The following is a 20,754-nucleotide window of genomic DNA, read 5'->3' on the forward strand; positions in this document are numbered from 1 at the left end:
CTAGAATGTCTACCAAATTCCAAGACAAATACAGAATTGATTCTACCCGATTGCAAAATTGGGATTATGGTAGCAATGGCAAATATTTCATAACAATTTGCACCTGCGAAAATGAGCATTTCTTCGGAAAAATCACTGAAGAAAAAATGCATTTGAATGCCATTGGCGAATTGGCTGATAACTATTGGCACGAAATCCCTAATCACTTCCCATATGTGCATCTTGATGAATTCATTGTAATGCCCAATCATATTCATGGTATTTTGGTGATTGATGATCCGTATAATGTTTGTAATAAGAAAAATCATGATAGAGACAGCATAAATGCTGTCTGTACGGAAAATGATCAAACAAACGATAAAGGTTTGTATGCGAAGGGTATTGGTAGAGACGGCATTCATGCCGTCTATTCGAAGAACAATAAATTTAATCCTTTCTCTACAGATAAAAATCCAATGAGATCGAATAATATTTCAAAAATAATTCGTTGGTACAAGGGGCGCGTTACATTTGATGCCCACAAAATCAACCCCAAATTTGAATGGCATTCTCGATTTTACGACCACATCATAAAAGATCAAAAGGAATTGCAACGAATTCGCAATTATATTGAATTCAATCCAAAAAACTGGAAGGACGATAAATATTTCGAATAGCTCCTATTATTCGTTCTGTTTATCCAAAGTACAGACAAGGCAATGCCTTGTCTCTAGCTAAAAATTAATTTCAACATACAAGGAAAAAATCCCCACATCCTTCCTCAATTCCTAATCAAAAGAACCAAAAATTGATTATTTTTAATGTCATAGATTTTTACAATTAGCAATTTCAATACATGTCAAAATATCAATTCCTTAACCGTGATTTAAGTTGGTTATCTTTCAATAAAAGAGTGTTGGAAGTTGCCACAAATCCAGACTTACCATTATACGAGAGAATTAAATTTCTAGCGATTTATTCTTCAAATCTCGATGAGTTTTACCGTGTGCGAGTGGGAACTTACAAGAGGTTTACTGAACTTCCTCCAGAGGACAAAAAGAACTTAAGAGAAAATCCGGATACAATTCTCAAGAAAATTAATGTCGAGGTAGATCGTCAGCAAATTGAGTTTGGAAAGATATTTAGAGACAATATCATCCCTGAGCTTCGCGAGAATAATATCATTCTGTTACAGGACGAAATATTGTGCGAAGAACATCATCAGTTTGTAAAAGATTTCTTTTTGGAGAACCTTTTACCTCATGCACAGCCAATGCTACTGTTAAAGCAGCAGGTAAAACCTTTTCTTCAGAACAACTCCATTTACCTGGCAGTTAAACTGTATAAAAGAGGACAAAAAAAGGAGGAAGATGATGGCACAAGTAAAAAACGCAGAGCTCGTTATGCAATCATTAAAGTCCCATGTCATCATTTCCCGAGGTTTATAGAGTTACCTGAAATAGATGGAAAGCATTACATCATGTTTCTGGATGATATCGTAAAGCTAAGAATGAAGATGCTGTTCCCAGGATATAAAATTGATTCAAGCTTTAGTTTTAAACTAAGTCGCGATGCCGATTTATTGATTGAGGATGAATATTCGGGCGATTTAATTGATATGATTGAACGAAGCCTGAAGAAAAGAGAAACAGGTTCTCCTTCCCGATTCCTATACGATGAATCAATTCCAAAAGGATTTCTTAGATTTCTTAAAGGCTCCTTCGACTTGCTACCCAACGATATGGTAAAAGGTGGAAGGTATCACAACTTTCAGGATTTCTTTGGCTTTCCAAACCCTAAGTATCCTGATTTGGAATTGGAACCCTATCATCCGCTAAATGTTGAGGAATTAAAAGGAGAAACCAAATCTATCTTTAGAACCATTCGCAAGAAAGATCGAATTCTGCATTTTCCATATCAATCGTACAAGTATGTTATCCGTTTCTTGAACGAGGCAGCCTTAGATCCTAAGGTGGAAGAAATTAAAGCAACTCAATATCGTGTTGCCGATAATTCGGCTGTGGTGAATGCGCTGATTAATGCGGCACACAATGGCAAAAAAGTAACGGTTTTTGTTGAGGTTAAAGCCCGTTTCGACGAGGAAGCCAACCTACGTTCGGCACGCGAAATGCGAAAAGCAGGCATCAAGATTATTTACAGCATACCAGGACTTAAAGTTCATGCGAAAATTGCCTTGGTAATCCGTAAGGATGACAAGAGAGATTATGCCTTCTTAAGTACTGGTAATTTCAACGAGAAAACTGCAAGAATATATGCCGATCATGGATTCATGACTTCCGATAAGGTTATGATTCAGGAGTTGAAACAGCTATTCGATTATTTGGAAAATAAAACTCCTGGCTACACATTCAACAAATTATTAGTGGGGCAGTTCAATTTAAAACGAGAGTTGATTCGACTTATCGATCAGGAAATTGAAAATGTAAAGAACGGCAAAAAAGGCTACATCCTTTTAAAAATGAATGGTCTGCAAGAACGTGAAATGATTCATAAACTTTACGAAGCCAGCGAAAAAGGTGTAAAAATCGATCTGATACTTCGTGGGATCTGTTGCCTAAAACCAGAACAGTCTTACTCTAAAAACATCCGAATTATTCGAATTGTCGATCAATTTTTAGAACATGCAAGGGTATTCTATTTCCACAACAATGGAAAGGAGTTGCTTTACCTTTCTTCGGCTGATTGGATGAATCGTAACCTGCAACGCAGAATTGAATGTGCATTCCCAATTCATAATGCAGATATTAAAAAAGAAATCATTCACATTATAAAGCTGCAGTTGGCAGACAATGTAAGTGCCAGGTATTTAAATTGTAATTTGGATAATATTCCTGTTGAAAGATTGGATGGAGAACCCAAAGTGAGATCCCAAATTGCCATTGCAGAATTCCTAAAAGAAAAGGAAAAGACACTTAAAGAAAAAGAATCGGTAAAGAATAGAACAAAAACACAGTAACCTAAAATCCCAACACTATGAAACGTTTATTTCTGGTACGACATGCCAAAACAGAAGTAATTAGATACGACATCACTGATTTTCAAAGAAATTTGAAAGAAAGAGGAATCAACGATTCAAACCTAATTGCCAACAAGTTACTGCTAAAAAAAATAAAACCCGATTTAATGATATCCAGTACGGCAAACAGAGCCATTCAAACCGCTCAATTGTTTGCCGATATTTTGGATTATCAACAAGAATCAATCGTGCAGTTGGATGAACTGTATGATGGATTTACCACTCAAGAATTTTTAGGAATGCTTGACCAATATGGCAATGAGAACGAATCGGCAATGATTTTTGGGCACAACCCAAGCATCGAATACCTGGCTTTCAACTTAAGTGTTGAATTTTATGAATATGTTCCAACCTGTACGGTGATAGGCATTGAATTCGATGTTGATGATTGGAAGGATATAGAAGCAAGATCTGGAAAAGTTTGCTTGTATGAATTCCCCAAAAAATACAAGTAGAGACACGCCATGGCGTGTCTTATATCCCACATTGTTGGACATGTCATGGCATGTCCTTACTGTTTTCCGAAAATGATTTTTCCCTGGTTATCCAAAATCAATTTTCCATTCACTTTCTCTTGTGTTTGTGGATCAACAAAACCTTTAATAAGGCCTGTTTTCTGCTGCTTTACCAAGGATTTTATCTGTGCTTCGCTCAGAATTTTCTCCATAAATACAAATGGTACAATAAACTTGCAACCGCTCTTGTAGTTGGAGCAACCAAATGCTGCATTCCCTTTTAGCAAAGTACCCGATTTACATACAGGACAAGTCAGAACTTCTTTTTCCTCTTCAAGAATACTCAAGCTAAAATCAGGATCCAGAACCAGGTTTCCATTGATCTTGTTGCCATCCACAACGAATCCCTTAATTTTAGGGGTTTTACCTTTTAGCACCAATGCTTCAACTTGCTTATCGGTTAATTTCTTGCCACCAAATTCGAATGGAATTCTAATCTCACAACCATTCTTCCAATTGGTACATCCCCAAACCGATTTGCCTTTTATAATCTTACCTTCTTTACATTTAGGACATGTTAAATCAACTGGAGCTTCTTTTTTACTTTTGACTTCGGTTTTCTTTTCCTCTTTTTCTTTCGCCTCATCAATTACTTCAATGGCATTGATATTCTTTCTGGATTTTACATCCCAAACAATACCAACAACCATATTTTTCAGCTCTGCCATGAATTGGTTGACTTCAAAATTTCCCAACTCAATTTCACGAAGTTTCTTCTCCCACTGCCCAGTAAGTTCTGCCGACTTCAGCAACTCATTTTGTATGGTATCAATCAATTGCACACCAGTAATGGTAGCAACCAATCTCTTTTTTTCTTTCTTAATGTATCTGCGTTTAAAAAGAGTCTCAATAATGTTCGCACGAGTTGAAGGACGACCAATACCGTTTTCTTTCATCAACTCTCTCAGCTCATCATCATCAACCTGTTTTCCTGCTGTTTCCATGGCACGCAATAAGGTTGCCTCGGAATAATACTTCGGAGGTTGAGTCTGTTTCTCAGCCAAATCAGGCTGATGTTCTCCTGTTTCCCCTTTCACAAAAGCTGGCAAGATCACACCCTCTCCTACATTACTATCCTTGGCATACAAAACTCTCCAGCCAGGTTCAACAATCTGTTTTCCTGTTGCCTTAAATTCAATATTGGTAACCTTACCCATTACCGTGGTGTTACTCACCTTACAATCTGGATAAAAAACCGAAATAAATCGTTTTGTAACTAAATCATACACCTGCTTTTCTTCATATCGCAAACCTGAAGGAATAACCCCGGTTGGAATAATCGCATGGTGATCGGTAACTTTTTTATCATCGAATACCTTTTTCGATTTCCTGATTTTTGCCTTCAAAAGAGGATCAACAAATTCTTTATAAGGCTTTAACTTCTTTAAAATATCAGGAATCTTTTTGTAGATATCATCCGAAAGATAGGTTGTATCAACCCTTGGATAGGTGGTCAGCTTTTTCTCATACAAAGTTTGAATGATTCTCAAGGTTTCTTCGGCCGACAAATTGAATTTTCGGTTACAATCTACCTGCAAAGAAGTCAAATCATACAAACGTGGTGGCTGTTCCTTTCCACTCTTTTTCTCCACCGAAACAATTTCAAATGGTTCAGATTTAATCTGATCAAGAAATGCAACACCCTCTTCCTTATTATCAAATCGTCCTCTGGTAGCGGCAAAACTCACCTCACGATAAACCGTTTTAAGTTCCCAGTAAGTTTGCGGTACAAAATTTTCTATTTCCTTTTGACGATTTACAATCAAAGCCAAAGTAGGTGTTTGTACCCTACCAATTGACAAAACTGATTTTCCTCCAGCATACTTCAACGTATACAATCGGGTAGCATTTATACCCAAAAGCCAGTCTCCAATGGCTCTTGTAGAACCCGCTGCATACAAACGATCAAAATCACTCCCTTCTCTCAAGTTCTCAAATCCCTCACGAATGGCTTCTTCCGTAAGCGAAGAAATCCATAAACGTTTGACCGGAACATTGCATTTTGCTTTGTGCAAAACCCAACGCTGAATTACCTCTCCTTCCTGGCCGGCATCACCGCAATTGATTACCTCTTCGGCATTGGCAATCAATTTCTCCAGAATGTCGAACTGTTTTTGAACGCCTGTATCGGGAATTACCCTAATTCCAAAACGAGGAGGAATTAAAGGCAAATCGTTCATGTGCCAGTATTTCCAATTCAAGTCGTATTCGTGCGGTTCTTTAAGAGTACACAGATGCCCAAAAGTCCAGGATATCTGATAGCCATTCCCTTCGTAATAACCATCCCTTTTTGATTTCGCCCCTAAAATTAAGGCAATTTCACGCGCTACACTAGGTTTCTCCGCAATACAAACTTTCATGTGTTTAATTTTTTTTCAGTGTCACATGTAACTCTCATGAAATTTTAATCATTACTTTTTGTGTAATTTTTAAAGATTAAAATTTACATGTTCGTTTCATATTCTTATTAAAGTAGTTCGTAATTAGAACATATATTTAAACTCTAGAGAGAAAATATTTTCTTCTTCCGACATGCCAAAATTAGCAGTTAATACCATTAATTTAAAGGGCGACATCCAAAAACCTCCACCATATCCATGATGCCATTTTCTAGAACTCTCACCATCAAGCCAAATCCTGCCAAAATCATTAAATGCCAACAAGCCTAACTCTCCAACCATAAAGTAGGATTTAAATTTTGCCAATCGGAATCTAAAATCAGTATTTTGATAAACCATATCGTCACCTGCAAATCGACCTTGTCGATACCCTCTTAAGTTTGATTTTAGTCCCAGTTTGTTTGCCTGATAAAAAGAATATCCACTTGTATTGTGAGCTGCTCCAAATCGAACTGCCAAAATACTTCTTTGTGGCCTCCCCAAACTTGTATAGAATCGCAAATCTGTTTCCATTTTTTGGAAGTTATGATCATTTTTCCCTAAGCCTCTGAAAAAGCTCCATGAATTTTTCCAATACATTCCCCGAACAGGAATCACTTTACTGTCTCTTGTATCCCATTCATGTGTGATATTTATTCCCAAATATTTTCTCGTATTAAAATCGGTTGACAGATCCAAATCATTATCCGGATTGCTAAAATCGGTTACGAATCGATTAGGAGTAGCCTTTAATTCCAACTGTTCGTAGAATGGGCCAAAAGTAACACTCTGATTTACCTGAATCTTTTTCCTCAACTGCAAAGCAAGTGCAACTCTGCCAACACGTACCCTGTTATAATCATCATCCTGAGCTAAATTATTTGTTTCATTTCCTAGACCGAAATAGTATCCCTGAAAATTTGGGGTATTATAACGAATTTTGGGCAACAAATCCAAAGTTTTAAATACATTAATAATTTCTCCATCATATTTTACCTCTACGGATGGATACATGAATGCATAATTCACCAAAAATTTATGGAAAGAACCATAAGGCTCTTTTCTGAAACTCTGCTTCTTAACATTAAATCCTGCTCCTAGAATCAACCCATCATCGCTTACATAGTTTAAATTGGCTGCCGGACTTACAATATCATACTTAAATGATTTTCGGTCGTAAACATTCACGCTCTTATTTTTCGATAAACGATTTTGAAAGTTGCCATTTCCTTTAACTTTGGTTTTGGACTTATCGTAAACTACCACATTGGATTTGCGTGTACTATCAATTTTGAACTTATCCTTTCCAGTTCCTCCTACAATTCTTAGCTTAACACCTTTCGAATATTTTCCGTCGATATCAAATTCGTCTTTACCTCCTAATCCATAAATACACACCTCTTTGGTTTCGCCTTTCATGAATTTTCGATCGTAAAGTTTTTCTTTCTTATTTCCTTTTTTACTCAAACGGCAAACTTTTACATGTAGGTTCCCATCCTCATCCCACTCTGCATCAAAGTCCTCTGTTTCATTTGATCCAACAACATCAACCTTTTGCGCCAAATAGTTGTAAAATTCAACAGCCAATTCTGGCAAAAGATCTCTTCTTGATTTCAATTTTGACACAATATCATCAGCTGAAATAGCATAAACCTCTTTGGGTAGATCCTTTATTGCGTTTTCTATGCTTTCGTCTGTAAGGCTTTGCTTTAGTTCATTAGCCATTTCAATCCAATCCTGTTTGTTTTTAGATTGAAGGAAATTTCGATCAAAATATCGAGCATTAAAACCTAAACCAACCACATTTTCCGGTATTGAATCAAAAACCTGGAATTTAGGCATTGCCCATTTTCTTCTGATCAACCAAGGAATTTTTCCATCGCTGTAGAAGAATACCTGGTCTCGATCGCGTGGAATTGGTCTTGCAATGGTTTTACCATCTTTCTTAAAAGTAGCCCAACGCCACTGATCGTCATGCCTGTCCCAATCATTCAGGAAGATATCAAACAATCTTGCACGTAAAACAGCTGATTCATCAATTATCAGATCAGAATTCTTAAATCTTTTTTCAATAAGCTTATCCGTTCCTATAACATCCTTCGTATTGCCAAAGTTATCCGCATCCGACATATCATCATTCGGGCGCTCTTCAAACAAATACAATTCATTCTTAAAATCTTCCTGGTAGATCCCAAAACGTGGATCATCTGGCACATAAACAATTTTTGGATTGGTGTGGTAAACACCTGCTACTTCAGCCAGTTTAGGTACTGCTATAGCTGCATAAGGATATGATTCTGAAATACCATCCTGAACAATTTGAGCGGCAAATGTGCCCCTTAGTGCAGCTGGGATTGCTTTCTCTGTATATTTTTCAACTGACCTTAGCACATATTGTTTGCCATTTTTCGCCTCCAATCTTAAGGAGCGGGTTTGCTGTCCGCCACCTCTCTTTAAGATTTTCAACCCACCTTTTTCCGTTCCAATATCAAAAACCGGAACCTCAATAGGTGTTTCCCATTCCTTACGATAGTTGTTCCCTAACCAATTCCTTTTCGACTTATTATCTGTAGAATATAAATCACTTGCTGCAATGGTAATAGTGCTATCTGCAAAGTTTAGATCTTTGTATTTTTCAGCCAAATCTTCCTTGCTTGGAGTGGATTTGGTGAATAATTTATGCTGGAAAGCAAGATGTGGCTCATCGGTTCCATTTTTTCCAACCGACCACATTTCCAACCACACTTCATCATTGGAATAGAAGTTCAATCTGGTAAAACCAATTTCTCGCAAAGCAACATCCATTTTCTTCTCAGATACATATTCCGCCACACTTCCAGAACCTGAAACCACAAAAAATGAACTGTCCTTTTCTGTAAATTGCAAACTATTATCATGGGCAGACACGGTAACCACGTTCTCATACCCTCTTCCCAACTTTCGGGCCATATATCTCATTTGTTTGTAGAATGGATAGGCAAAATCCTGGGATGTTCCCAAAAGTTTTCGGTACAATTCCACTGGCCCTACAAAAGGAAAGTTTCCTGCATGCTTACCTCCACTATAAATTGGATGATGCGCAGCAAATACAATTTTTTTGTCTTTGTTTCTTTTCAAAGCATCGCTCAAGAGAATCAAAAAATCGGAAGGGTTCTCAAGTCCACATTCTGCCTCAGGTTTATCTGCTGCATGAAGCCACCATTGTGAATCTACTATAAGCAAAACAATATCCTCTCCTATCTCTATTTCAACAGGTCCGGGACATCCTCCCGATGGTAAGAACACATCCCCTTTGCCAATATAATCCTCAATATAAGCTTCCAAATTCATAACGGCATCCCAACCATACTTACGTCCTTGATCCCATTCCTTTTCTCCCGGAATAAAGATACTTTCACCTTTAAATTCCTTAGCCAAATCCAATAGCTTGATTAAATTTTGATCTCCTGAATGGATATCCTCAATTTCCTCCCTATCGTATTCTTTAGAAATATTATTACCCAGAAATACAAGCGTTGCCTTGTTATTTTGCTCCGCTAATTGTGATTTAAGCATTTGCATATTGGAATTTACAATATTTGCTTCTCCAACATCACCAATAAAAAAGATAGAGTGCTTTAATATATTTGCATTAGGAGTTTCGTTGTTTTGCCCACTAACTGCAATTGCAAAAAATAACAGGCTAAAAAGTAGATTGATCTTTCTCATAAGTTTTTGATTCTATAAAATCAATTACGAAAAATGGATTTCAATTATTGTTTGAAACTATATTTTAAAATATTTCCTTTACTTCCTTTCCCTTCATTTGAAATGAACATGGTTCCATCGGGTGCGAAGCAAATTCCCTCAGGCTGACGGAATAGTTTACGTTTTAACTTGACAATTGCCTGGATATCACCTTTGAAATTAAGCACCACCAAAATTTTACCTACAGAGCCTAGAACATACAAGTTCTTGGTAATGGGATGAACTGCAATCGCTGAAGGTTGAAATGTGAGATCTCCCTGAGAAGGATTAATATTTTCCAAAAGCTTAACCGAAAATCTCGAATAAGAATCAAATTCCAATATTTTCCGAATTTGATCTTGATCAATCAAGTACTTGGGTGTTTTCGACAATTCGTTCTTGTCTATCGAGAATTCATAAATAGCTCTCTTTCCTTTGTATTTATTAGAATGTGCAGGACTTCCTTTACAGGCAATTAACAATGAATTTGTTGAAGGATCGTATCCCAAACCCTCGGTATCATTTCCAGCATTCAAATGAGTAGTTCGTTTTACTGAATGAATGTTATCCTTTAAGTGATCTACCTTAAAAATCCTCCCATCCGATCTCAAAACATACACCAATGAATCCACCATTTCAATACCTTCATAATCTCCAGGTTTATCAAATTCATATTTCTTTGTTACCTCTTTTTTCCTATGGTTGAATTTATAGATAATTCCTTTCTCATCGTTCACACACAAAAGAGAATGCTCTGTAAAATAACTTAAACCTGATATTTCTCTCAAATAGTCTTTTAATTCATATTTTTCATCTGGTTCATAAATATCATAAGGGAAATTTCCATAGTTTTCCGATAAATAAACCATTTTCTGATCTTTCTTTTTAGCACATGCCTCAAGAAAAAACACAATAGTCAGCAAGCAAAATAGTGTGTGAAATATTTTTGTCATACGAAAAATCTAACTTTAAATAATTGGAATCATAAAATTAACAAATAAGCCTCAAATACCAATAAAAAAAGGGCAATTGAGGTATTTATAATCATTTAACAGAAGGATTTCATGTTTAATGATTATATTTATTCAATCAAAAAAAATATCTCAAAAACTGAAAAATTCAAATTATGAATATAATCCAGGAGGCTGAAATATACGTTACTAAGCTAATTGAAGATGCAATTAAACCAATATATACTTATCACAATTTAGAGCATACCCAGAATGTAGTTAAACATTCCTTAAAAATTAGTGAAGGATTAGAGTTTAGCGAGGAGCAAAAAGAAATTCTCGTATTAGCCGCTTGGTTTCACGATTCGGGATATTATGAAGACTATGCAAATCACGAAGAACTTAGTGCACGTAATGCCAGAGTTTTTTTAGAAGCAAGAAATTACCCGGAAGAAAAAATCGATCAGATTACTCAGGCCATCCTTCAAACAAAAATACCTCATCCTCCATGTGAAAATGTGGTTTGTAATGCTCTCTGCGATGCTGATTTGTATCACTTGGCTTCGAAGAGTTACATGAAAAGCTCTGAGCAATTGCGCGAAGAAAAGCAAGCACTATACAAACGTGAAATTTCCCCAAAAGAATATTGGGAGAATACCTTAATATTCTTGCAAAATCACAAATACAAAACCAAGTATGGTAAAAAACTTTTTGCAAAAAAGAAGGAACAAAACTACCTAAAAGTAGTTGATAAAATCAAGGGATATCACGAGAAAGAACTGAGAAAATTAAATGAGAAAGTTGAGAAATTAGAAAGTCAGAACATGAAACTGAAAATGCCTCAGCGAGGTATTGAAACCATGTTCAAGGTTACTGCCCGAAATCAAATTAATCTTAGTTCGATTGCCGACAGTAAGGCCAATTTAATGATCTCTGTTAACTCAATCATTATATCGGCAATCTTCTTTATTTTTAAGAACATAATGGATGTTCCTCATTTCATTATTCCTTGTATCATATTGCTGATCGTCTGTTTGGTTACCATCACCTATTCGGTTATGGCAACACGTCCTAATGTTACAGATGGTAAATTCTCCGAGGAGGATGTAAAACAAAAAAGAGTGAATCTTCTTTTCTTTGGAAACTTCCATGATATGGATTTAGGAATTTATTCGAGAGCCTTGAAAGGAATGATGACCGATTACGATGAACTATATGATAGCTTGATTAAAGATCAATACTATTTAGGAAAAGTACTGGGTAAAAAGTATCGCTTTTTAAGAATTTCCTATACAATTTTCATGTATGGATTAATTTTATCAGTTATTGCATTTATTCTTGCTGCTATTTATCAGCCATTAATGTGGTAAATAAATGAACAAAGCCTAAATTTGCAGCCCAACTAATAAGCGCAGATTATTATGAATTTATTTTACACTCCAGATATAAAAGATCAGTATTATCAACTTGATGAAGTTGAGTCGAAGCATTGTGTTCGAGTTTTAAGATTAAAAGAAGATGATGAAATTCATTTGATTGATGGAAAAGGAACATTATTCACGGCTAAAATAATCGATGCGCATCCTAAACGATGTACTGTTGAATGCGTTGAGAAAAAAGAAGAATTTGGCAAGTTGGATTATGAGCTGCATCTGGCTTTGGCTCCTACAAAGAATATCGACAGAACAGAATGGTTTCTTGAAAAATGTACTGAAATAGGTACAAGTGAGTTTACGCCTCTTTTGAGCTCTCACTCGGAACGAAAAGTGATAAAACACGAAAGACTTTTTAAAGTAATTACTTCTGCAGTGAAGCAATCTTTGAAAGCTTATCATCCAAAATTAAACGAGTTGACCCAATTTGCTGATTTGGTAACTTCTGATTTCGATGGTGATAAATTTATTGCACATTGTAATCCTGGAGAAAAGACGCACCTTAAGCAACTATGCAAACCCAAATCAAAATGTTTGGTACTAATTGGTCCTGAAGGTGACTTTAGTCCTGAAGAGGTTGAATTGGCTAAGGCAAATGGATTTCAGGAAATTTCTCTGGGTGAAAGTCGCTTAAGAACCGAAACTGCAGGAGTTGTTGCCTGCAATATCGTAAGTCTTGCTAATTACTAAAATGAGATTTCAACACTACATACTCCTCACATTTTTCTTGCTATTTGGCTTTTGTGGGCAATCGCAAAATACAACGGTACGTATTGGTTTGCTTAAGTACAATGGTGGTGGTGATTGGTATGCAAACCCGGGCTCATTGCCAAACCTTATTCAGTTTTGCAATAAAAATCAAATTGCAAACATTCAGGCAGAACCGATAACGGTTGAAGTCGGTAGCCCGGAAATATTTTCCTTGCCTTTTATCCACTTAACAGGACATGGTAATATTGTGCTAAGTAATCAGGAAGTTATTAATCTTAGAAAATATTTAATGGCTGGTGGATTCTTGCACGTTGATGACAATTACGGATTGAATGCCTATTTTAGAAGAGAAATAAAAAAAGTATTTCCAAACGAAGAGCTTGTTGAACTGCCATTTTCTCATCCCATATATCATCAGGTCTATGAATTTCCAACCGGATTGCCTAAGATCCACGAACACGATGGTAAAGCTCCTCAAGGTTTTGGTCTGTTCTACAAAGGAAGATTGGTCTGTTTTTACACATACGAAACCGATTTAGGCGATGGATGGGAAGATACTTCGGTTCATAATGATACGGAAGAAAAACATTTGCAAGCCTTAAAAATGGGCGCTAATATTATCTCTTTCGCTTTCAGTAATTAGATTTATTCTTAATTAACTGATTCCCTATCAATTCTACCTTAATATTTCATACTCATTTTGAATTTTCATTAACAAAATGATAACTTATAGTGATTTTATACCAAAGTCATTTTAAAATTGATATGGTATTACATTTGATATCAATCACTAAAGTTTATTGCTATGAAAAATAATAATTCTTGTAGAGGGATAATAGGCATCTTAACAGGTGGCGGTGATGTTCCCGGATTGAATCCTGCAATTCGTGCCGTTACTATTAGAGCATTAAGAGAAGGCTACAAAGTAGTCGGTATTAGAAAAGGCTGGAGAGGTCTGATTGATATCGTAAGAGATGAAAAAGCCGATAATAGTGAAAACTTTGAAGTTTTAACCGAAGAGTTAGTAAATAAAGTAGGACGCACAGGAGGAACATTTCTACATACTTCCAGGGTAAACCCATCGAAAACACCCAGAGAAAGAGTCCCTACGCATTTAAAAGACAAATATGATCAGGATATTAATGATTTAACGAAAGAAGTTCTGGCCAATCTTGATTTCTTGAATATTGATTATTTAATTCCAATCGGAGGTGATGATACATTAAGTTATGGAGTTCGCTTATACCAGGAAGGTTTTAAGGTGATTGCCATTCCTAAAACCATGGACAATGATGTTCCCGGAACCGATTACTGCATTGGATTTAGTACTTGTATTACCCGAACCATTTCACTTACGCACAGCTTAAGAACTTCGGCAGGTTCGCACGAGCGTTTATTGGTTCTTGAAGTATTTGGTCGTTATGCCGGATTTACTGCGATTCTGCCTACTTTAGCCGGTGCAGCCAACCGTTGTGTAATTCCTGAATACAATTTCGATATTGAACGTCTGACTGAACTAATGATTCAGGATCGATTTTCAAACCCAAGTAGATACTCGGTTGTACTGATTTCGGAAGGAGCTGCTTTTACTGGCGAAGAAATGATTTTCCAGGATGATGCAATGGATGATTATGGACACAAAAAGTTAGGTGGAATTGGTGATCGCGTTTCTGAGCAGATGAAGATTTTATCTCCTAAATTCAATAACTCCAAACCAATTAATGTAATCAATCAAAAGCTGGGTTACATGGTACGATGTGGTGATCCGGATGCAATTGACTCAATTGTTCCAATGGCCTTTGGTAATTTGGCTTTAGATTTAATCATTAAAGGAATTCATGGACGCTTAATCACTTTGAGAAATGGCAGATACGATAATGCACCAATTGATATTGTTACCAGCTCGAAAAAATTGGTAGATGTGGATCGATATTATAATACAGACAGATTAAGACCAAAATATAACAGTTTTGAACTTCAGCCATTGTTTTTAATGACAGGTTTGTAATTCCGCATAATTTTGTACATTTGAGAAACCTTTCAGCATTGTGTTGAAAGGTTTCTACTTTCACAACCATTCCCAATTTAATTTATTGTTTATTTAAAACCGAACACTTATGTTAGAATTTAACATTTTAGGCATTTCTGTATTGGAATGGATTGGATACGCTGCATCTGTTCTTGTACTTGTATCATTAACAATGACATCGATAATAAAACTTCGATGGTACAATTTAGCAGGATCAATTCTCTTCTCAACTTATGGATTTTTAATCGGATCATTACCTGTAGGAATCATGAATTTCTTAGTTGTTTGTGCCAACATTTACAATCTGAAAAAGATGTATGTACGCAAAGAGGATTTTAAAGTAATTGAGATAAAAGAAAACGATGAATTGCTTATGCACTTTTTAGATTACTACAAAAAAGACATAAGCCATTTCTTTCCTAATTTTGAAAAGAAAGAGAAACAGCTGGGAATTTTCGTATTGAGAAATATGGCCGTGGCAGGAATTTTTATCGGTACACAAGAAGAAAACGAACTAAGAATAGACTTAGATTATGCGCTACCTCAATACAGAGATTTTAAAGTTGGAGACTATTTGTACAAAAGCTTAAAGCAAACCTTAAGCGATCACAATATCAAATCGGTATACTGTTATTCTACACAAATGCTGAAATACATGGAAAAAATGGGATTTGAAACAGACAGTAAGGATAACAAATCAATCATGCGAAAGAATTTAAACTAATTCAGAAATCTCCTCAGTCAATTGAGGAGTTTCTTTTTTTGAGAAAACGAACTCCTCAACCAATTCAAGAAGTACTTTTTTTGAGAAAACAAGCTCCTCAACCAATTGAGGAAGTACTTTTTTGAGAAAACGAGATCCTCAGCCAATTGAGGAGGTACTTTTTTGGGAAAACGAGCTCCTCAACCAATTTAGGAAGTACTTTTTTTGGAAAACGAGTTCCTCAACCAATTCAAGAAATACTTTTTTGAGAAAACGAGCTTCTGAACCAATTCAGGAGGTACCCATAAATAGACTATACTTTTGGTAAGAAATAGTTCAAAATAAAAAGCTTGACCCAATACTGAGTCAAGCTTTTCTTATACTTTAGAACAATCCTTTTAGAATCTGTACCCTACTTTTAGCATTATACTTCTTCCAGGCATATTAAATCCATCCTTTTCAGAATAATTTTCATCCAAAAGGTTTGCAACCGTCAAACCTGCTGAGTAATGTTTGTGAAATTGATAATTCACGCTATAATCAAACACATAGTATACCGGATGGCGCAATACATCTTCATCGATCAAATCTTTTCGTACTTCTTCACCATTAAAATTAATTGGAGCTCTGGTTACATTAGGCCAATTTGAATAATCCGCTGCATACATGTAATTGTCTTCATATCTGTGACCAATATATCGTCCATGCAATCTGGTCGAAAATCCTTTTAAATTGTCAAATTCAATTCCGAAAGATGCATTATTATCACGTACATATTTCATTTTTGACTCAACAAAACTTTCACCTACTTTAACCTTTTCAGTTGCGTCGAAAATATGTGTATAATTCAAATACAAACGAAGTGAGTATTCGTAATCTTTTAGCGCACCAAAATCATATGAAGCCAGAATCTCCAATCCATTCATATCCGCTTTATCAGCATTATCGAATGTTGAATTAAAATCGGCATCTCTAACCTGAACAATCTTATCCTTGTGATGTGTATCGAAATAGGTGATATCAAAATTGATTCCTTTTGCAAAATTCTTAAATCCGATACCCAAATCCCATGTATTTGATTTTTCAGGATCCAAATCGGCTTTTCCTATCGTTTTTCCGAAAGCTGTTTGATATTCTCCAGCTACCTGAAAAGCACTAGGAGCAAGGAATGCATCTCCCCAACTCGAATGAACTGAAAAGCCTTCAAGAACTTCATACTTTACTCCAATATTCTTGGTAAAAACCCAATAATCTTCTGAACTGGAATTATTATTCAAAAACGAATTGGCTTTGGTTTTGAATTTCACATTGTCACCTCTTCCTCCTACTGAAACATTGAATTTTCCTTCCAAAAATTTCATCTGAAACTGAGAATAGATTCCTGTTGCAATGTTATAGTAATCTGGCTGAAATGGAGATTCTAAACTACCTGCTGTTGTATAATTCAAACTTTCATATTTCTGTGAATTATTATCGATTCCAATCGCCAAAACATGATCATCCAATTGAATTGCATCATTCAACTGGAAACCATAATTTTTGTAAGTATACTTGGTATCTCCATAACCATCATTTCCTATATCAAAATTCTCTTCTTCTTGTTCCGAATAGTAAGGCGAAAATGTAATGTTATGATTCCCTTGTTTTCCGATAAGATCAAAACCTGTGGTATATCTTTCCATATCCTTTGAATCCATTCCATAGATATGCCAGAACGTACCTGGGGTTTCAATTTTTTTACCTTTAAAATACGAACCATTTAAATTTAATTTCCAACTGTCCGAAAGTTTAACTCCCAATCGTGCAATTACTGTATGCTTTTGCAATTGAGAGTTCTCTATCCTTTCCCCATAGGTCGTTGGGTCCAAAATCATTTTTGCATAACCCTCATCATACAGATTATTATCTCCTACCTTATAATCCTTTCCTTGATTATGAATGGCATAAGACAAATCAAAATCTAATCCATCCGATAAAGCTCCACCAATACTAATGTTTTCCTTAAAAGTATCGAAGCTTCCATATTGGAAACTTACATTTCCTTTAAATTCACCATCACTCTCTTTGGTTACAATGTTCACAACACCACCCATAGCATCTGACCCATATTGAGATGAAAAAGGACCTTTTAGTATTTCAACACGTTCAACATTATTCAAATCTATACTTGCAATATTTTCAGTTCCAGCTGGCTTACCATTCACTAAAATAACTGCATACTTACTTGACGTTGAAGCAGCAAATCCACGAATACCGATTCCTGCATTTACCCCTGGGTATTGCTGAATATCAATGGCTCCATTGCTCTTTAACAATCCTGCAATATCTGTTGCTGGCGACGATTCAATAACTCTTTTCGAAATAACGTCTACCTTTTGTGGCAGATCTTTCATTTTTGCATTTACTCGCGACGCATTAACCTTTACTTCAGACAGGTTTAGGTGTCGAACTGATGTTGTGTCGGTAGCATTTTCTGGATTTTCTTCCGCCTTAAGCGAGAAATTGAAAATCGAAAGCAATGCAAAAGCTGTTACAATGTTTTTTTTCATTACTGATGTAAATTAAAATTGACTACACTAATGCAAAACTAACAGGGAGTAGATAAAAGAGATTGAGTCGAAATCGACTTTAAAATGAATCCTTTTGCCTTATTACTCTTGTCCCGAAAGCAATGACTTTTTTTTTGCACTGGCAGGTCTTCTGGCTTGTTCTACTTTTTGAGGCCTTCCCATCCCGATTTATCGGGACAGTGGCAAAGGGTAAATCAAAAAGCTTTATTAGAACTTACAGCTACGGGAACAGCTCCGGACTTGAACCGGATTCCCTTTTCATCTCAATTTGTTAAGAAACAAATGTACGAGAACCAATTGCGCTGCAAATCTATAAAAAAAAGACTAACAAATCCACTATTCACAAACCATTTTAAATCACGCTGTCCATCAGTCGTTAACAAAATATTCACTTATACTAAAAAGGGAATCTATTAAGATAGACTCCCTTTGTTTTGGCGTAAATATTAAATCTTAAAACTGATATGAGAATTTTGCCATAAATGCTCTACCTGGCATATTATATCCATCTTTCTCAGTATAATTTTCATCTAGTAAATTTGAAATTGAAAATCCAACAGTATAGTTCTCGTTAAAAGAATAGCTGGCCGAATAATCAAAAACATAAGAAACCGGGTGACGCAACAATTCTTCATTCACTAAATCAGGACGCACCTCTTTCCCATTAAAAACAATTGGCTCTTTGGTAATATTTGGCCAATTGGAATAATCAGCCAAGTACATGTAGTTATTCTCGTATCTGTGACCAATATATCTTCCATTCAATCTTGTCGAAAATCCTTTAAGATTATCGTACTCAACACCAAATGAAGCGGTGTTATCTCGAACAAACCTCATTTCGCCTTCCAGCGGATTACCTTGCGCATCAGTATACTTTACTGTTGCATCAATCAAATGAGTATAATTTAAATACAATCGCAAGGAATAATCATAGTCTTTTAATGCACCAAAATCATAAGAAGCGCTTAGTTCCAATCCATCCATATCTGCACTTTGCGCATTAATATAGGTTGTACTGTAATCAGGCAAGGAACTTCTGATGATTTTATCTTTGTGATGCGTATTGAAATAAGTAAGGTCGAAATTGACACCTTTTCTGTAATTATTATAAGCCAAACCAAAGTCTGTTGTATTTGATTTTTCAGGATCCAAATCCGGGTTTCCTACTGTTTTTGAAGAACCTCTGGTGTATTCCCCTGCTACTTGATATGCCTTAGGTGCCAAAAAAGCATCACCCCAACTTGCGTGTGCTGATAAGTCACCAATTAAATTATATTTTACACCAATATTTTTAGTAAAAACCGAGTAGTCCTCATTTTTCTTTGTGTTTCCTAACAAATCATCAGCTTCCAGTTTAAACTTGATATGATCTCCTCTTGCTCCAAGCATCAAATTCAACTTGTCGTTTAATAATTTGAATTGCAATTGTGCATAGAGCCCTGTAGCAATGTTTTTATAATCTGGTTGGTAAGGAGCTTCAATATTTCCACTGGTATCGAAGTTGGTACTTTCGTATTTTTCGGTTTTATTATCCAAACCAAAGGCAAGGTTGTGTTTTCCTATTTGGTAGGAATCTGTCAATTGGAATCCATAGTTTTTATAAACACTTTCAAAATCACCGTATCCATCAGAACCCACATCAATCGTTTTATTCTCCTCGTTTGAATAGAATGGTGAAAACATGATGTTATGATTTTTGATTTTCCCCACTACATCAAAACCCGTTGTAAAGCGTTCAATATCTTTAGAGTCCATTCCTTCGGTATGCCAGAAATTACCAGGAGTTTCAATGTCATCACCTCTGTAGTATCCGCCGTTCAGGTTAATCTTCCAATCCTCTGCGAGGGTAATTCCTAATCGAGTATTTAAATTATAGGTAGTGAATTGTGTATTCACCATTCTTTCTCCATATGAACTTTCATCCAAAATAGATTTTGCATACTTCTCATCATACAAGTTGTGACTACCCGTTTTGTAATCTTTCCCTTGATTATTGAATGAAAATCCCAAATCAAAATCTATCATTTCAGAAACAGAACCACCTAATGCTGCATTTAACTTAGAAGTTTTAAAGCTTCCATATTCAGCATCAATTCTTCCGCCTAACTCACCGGTACTATTTTTGGTCACAATATTTACAACACCAGCCATAGCTGCCGATCCATATTGGGCAGAAAAAGGACCTTTCAATATTTCTACTCTTTCTACATTCTGCAAATTAATACTTGCTATATTTTCAGTACCTGCTGGTTTTCCATCTACCAAAATCACTGTATACTTTACACTTGGCGAAGGAGTAAAACCACGCATACTAACCGTTGCCTGTACACCTGGGTATTGCAAAATATCAATCGATGCTGATCGTTTTAATAAACCCGCCACATCAACGGCTGGTGAGGCTTCAATCATTCTTTGAGTAATCACCTCAATTTTTTGCGGTAAATCCTTAAGTTTGGCATTCACTCTGGAAGCATTAATTTCAACTTCCTCTAAATTCAAATGCTTTACAACCTTTTTGTCATCAGTTGAATTTGGCACTTCATCAGCTTTTACTACAGCGTTAAATAATGACAGCAATGCAAAAGCAGTTAAAAATGTTCTTTTCATGTTTTTAAAGAATAAAATGAAAATAAGATTAACTAATGCAATGCAGACAGGGAGCTTAAAAGAAATTTCACAATATACCGTAAAGGACCAGTTATGGCAGAAAAATCCCTATTTAG

13 protein-coding genes and 1 riboswitch are annotated in these 20,754 nt (G+C 35.8%); of the genes, 8 read left to right on the top strand and 5 right to left on the bottom strand.

Annotated elements, in window-relative coordinates; translation table 11 throughout:
• Positions 1-5 precede the first annotated feature (5 nt).
• The 3 genes from ACKPCA_RS08490 (at position 6) to ACKPCA_RS08500 (ending at position 3,471) form a co-directional block, all read left to right on the top strand.
• Positions 6-656 carry a transposase gene (locus ACKPCA_RS08490; protein ID WP_321282436.1) on the top strand — a complete coding sequence of 217 codons (651 nt, stop codon included), beginning with the start codon at positions 6-8 and terminating at the stop codon, positions 654-656.
• A 179-nt stretch (positions 657-835) separates the two neighbouring features.
• Positions 836-2,956 carry a polyphosphate kinase 1 gene (gene ppk1, locus ACKPCA_RS08495; protein ID WP_321282437.1) on the top strand — a complete coding sequence of 707 codons (2,121 nt, stop codon included), beginning with the start codon at positions 836-838 and terminating at the stop codon, positions 2,954-2,956.
• 17 nt (positions 2,957-2,973) lie between these two features.
• On the top strand, positions 2,974-3,471 hold the full coding sequence (locus ACKPCA_RS08500; protein ID WP_321282438.1) for a SixA phosphatase family protein: 498 nt from the start codon (positions 2,974-2,976) through the stop codon (positions 3,469-3,471).
• A gap of 56 nt (positions 3,472-3,527) precedes the next feature.
• Here the strand turns inward: ACKPCA_RS08500 and ACKPCA_RS08505 are convergent, their stop codons facing one another.
• From ACKPCA_RS08505 to ACKPCA_RS08515, 3 genes are all read right to left on the bottom strand, one after another.
• Positions 3,528-5,891 carry a type IA DNA topoisomerase gene (locus ACKPCA_RS08505; protein ID WP_321282440.1) on the bottom strand — a complete coding sequence of 788 codons (2,364 nt, stop codon included), beginning with the start codon at positions 5,889-5,891 and terminating at the stop codon, positions 3,528-3,530.
• Positions 5,892-6,014: 123 nt separating this feature from the next.
• Positions 6,015-9,617: a BamA/TamA family outer membrane protein gene (locus ACKPCA_RS08510; RefSeq protein WP_321282442.1), complete on the bottom strand. Its 3,603-nt coding sequence runs from the start codon at positions 9,615-9,617 to the stop codon at positions 6,015-6,017.
• Positions 9,618-9,661: 44 nt separating this feature from the next.
• Positions 9,662-10,588, bottom strand: coding sequence for an SdiA-regulated domain-containing protein (locus ACKPCA_RS08515; protein WP_321282444.1), 927 nt, complete (start codon positions 10,586-10,588; stop codon positions 9,662-9,664).
• Positions 10,589-10,761: 173 nt separating this feature from the next.
• Between ACKPCA_RS08515 and ACKPCA_RS08520 the strand changes: the two genes are divergently transcribed.
• From ACKPCA_RS08520 to ACKPCA_RS08540, 5 genes are all read left to right on the top strand, one after another.
• Positions 10,762-11,955: a Pycsar system effector family protein gene (locus ACKPCA_RS08520; protein ID WP_054720603.1), complete on the top strand. Its 1,194-nt coding sequence runs from the start codon at positions 10,762-10,764 to the stop codon at positions 11,953-11,955.
• Between the two features lie 51 nt (positions 11,956-12,006).
• The gene (locus tag ACKPCA_RS08525; protein WP_054720600.1) at positions 12,007-12,708 is read left to right on the top strand and encodes a 16S rRNA (uracil(1498)-N(3))-methyltransferase; all 702 of its coding nucleotides are present in this window, start codon (positions 12,007-12,009) and stop codon (positions 12,706-12,708) included.
• A 1-nt stretch (position 12,709) separates the two neighbouring features.
• Positions 12,710-13,372 carry a DUF4159 domain-containing protein gene (locus ACKPCA_RS08530; protein WP_321282445.1) on the top strand — a complete coding sequence of 221 codons (663 nt, stop codon included), beginning with the start codon at positions 12,710-12,712 and terminating at the stop codon, positions 13,370-13,372.
• 162 nt (positions 13,373-13,534) lie between these two features.
• The gene (locus ACKPCA_RS08535; protein ID WP_054720596.1) at positions 13,535-14,737 is read left to right on the top strand and encodes a 6-phosphofructokinase; all 1,203 of its coding nucleotides are present in this window, start codon (positions 13,535-13,537) and stop codon (positions 14,735-14,737) included.
• A 109-nt stretch (positions 14,738-14,846) separates the two neighbouring features.
• A complete protein-coding gene (locus ACKPCA_RS08540; RefSeq protein ID WP_321282447.1) occupies positions 14,847-15,482 on the top strand; it encodes a hypothetical protein in 636 nt (211 codons plus the stop codon).
• 377 nt (positions 15,483-15,859) lie between these two features.
• Here ACKPCA_RS08540 and ACKPCA_RS08545 read toward each other — a convergent pair whose 3' ends face one another.
• Both ACKPCA_RS08545 and ACKPCA_RS08550 read right to left on the bottom strand, forming a co-directional pair.
• On the bottom strand, positions 15,860-18,010 hold the full coding sequence (locus ACKPCA_RS08545; RefSeq protein ID WP_321282448.1) for a TonB-dependent receptor plug domain-containing protein: 2,151 nt from the start codon (positions 18,008-18,010) through the stop codon (positions 15,860-15,862).
• 124 nt (positions 18,011-18,134) lie between these two features.
• Positions 18,135-18,330, bottom strand: a riboswitch (cobalamin riboswitch).
• A gap of 154 nt (positions 18,331-18,484) precedes the next feature.
• Positions 18,485-20,638, bottom strand: a complete 2,154-nt coding sequence (locus ACKPCA_RS08550; RefSeq protein ID WP_321282449.1) for a TonB-dependent receptor plug domain-containing protein — start codon at positions 20,636-20,638, stop codon at positions 18,485-18,487.
• Positions 20,639-20,754: the final 116 nt, after the last annotated feature.

The organism is Marinifilum fragile (genome assembly GCF_963677365.1).
In the GTDB taxonomy this organism is placed as follows: domain Bacteria; phylum Bacteroidota; class Bacteroidia; order Bacteroidales; family Marinifilaceae; genus Marinifilum; species Marinifilum fragile.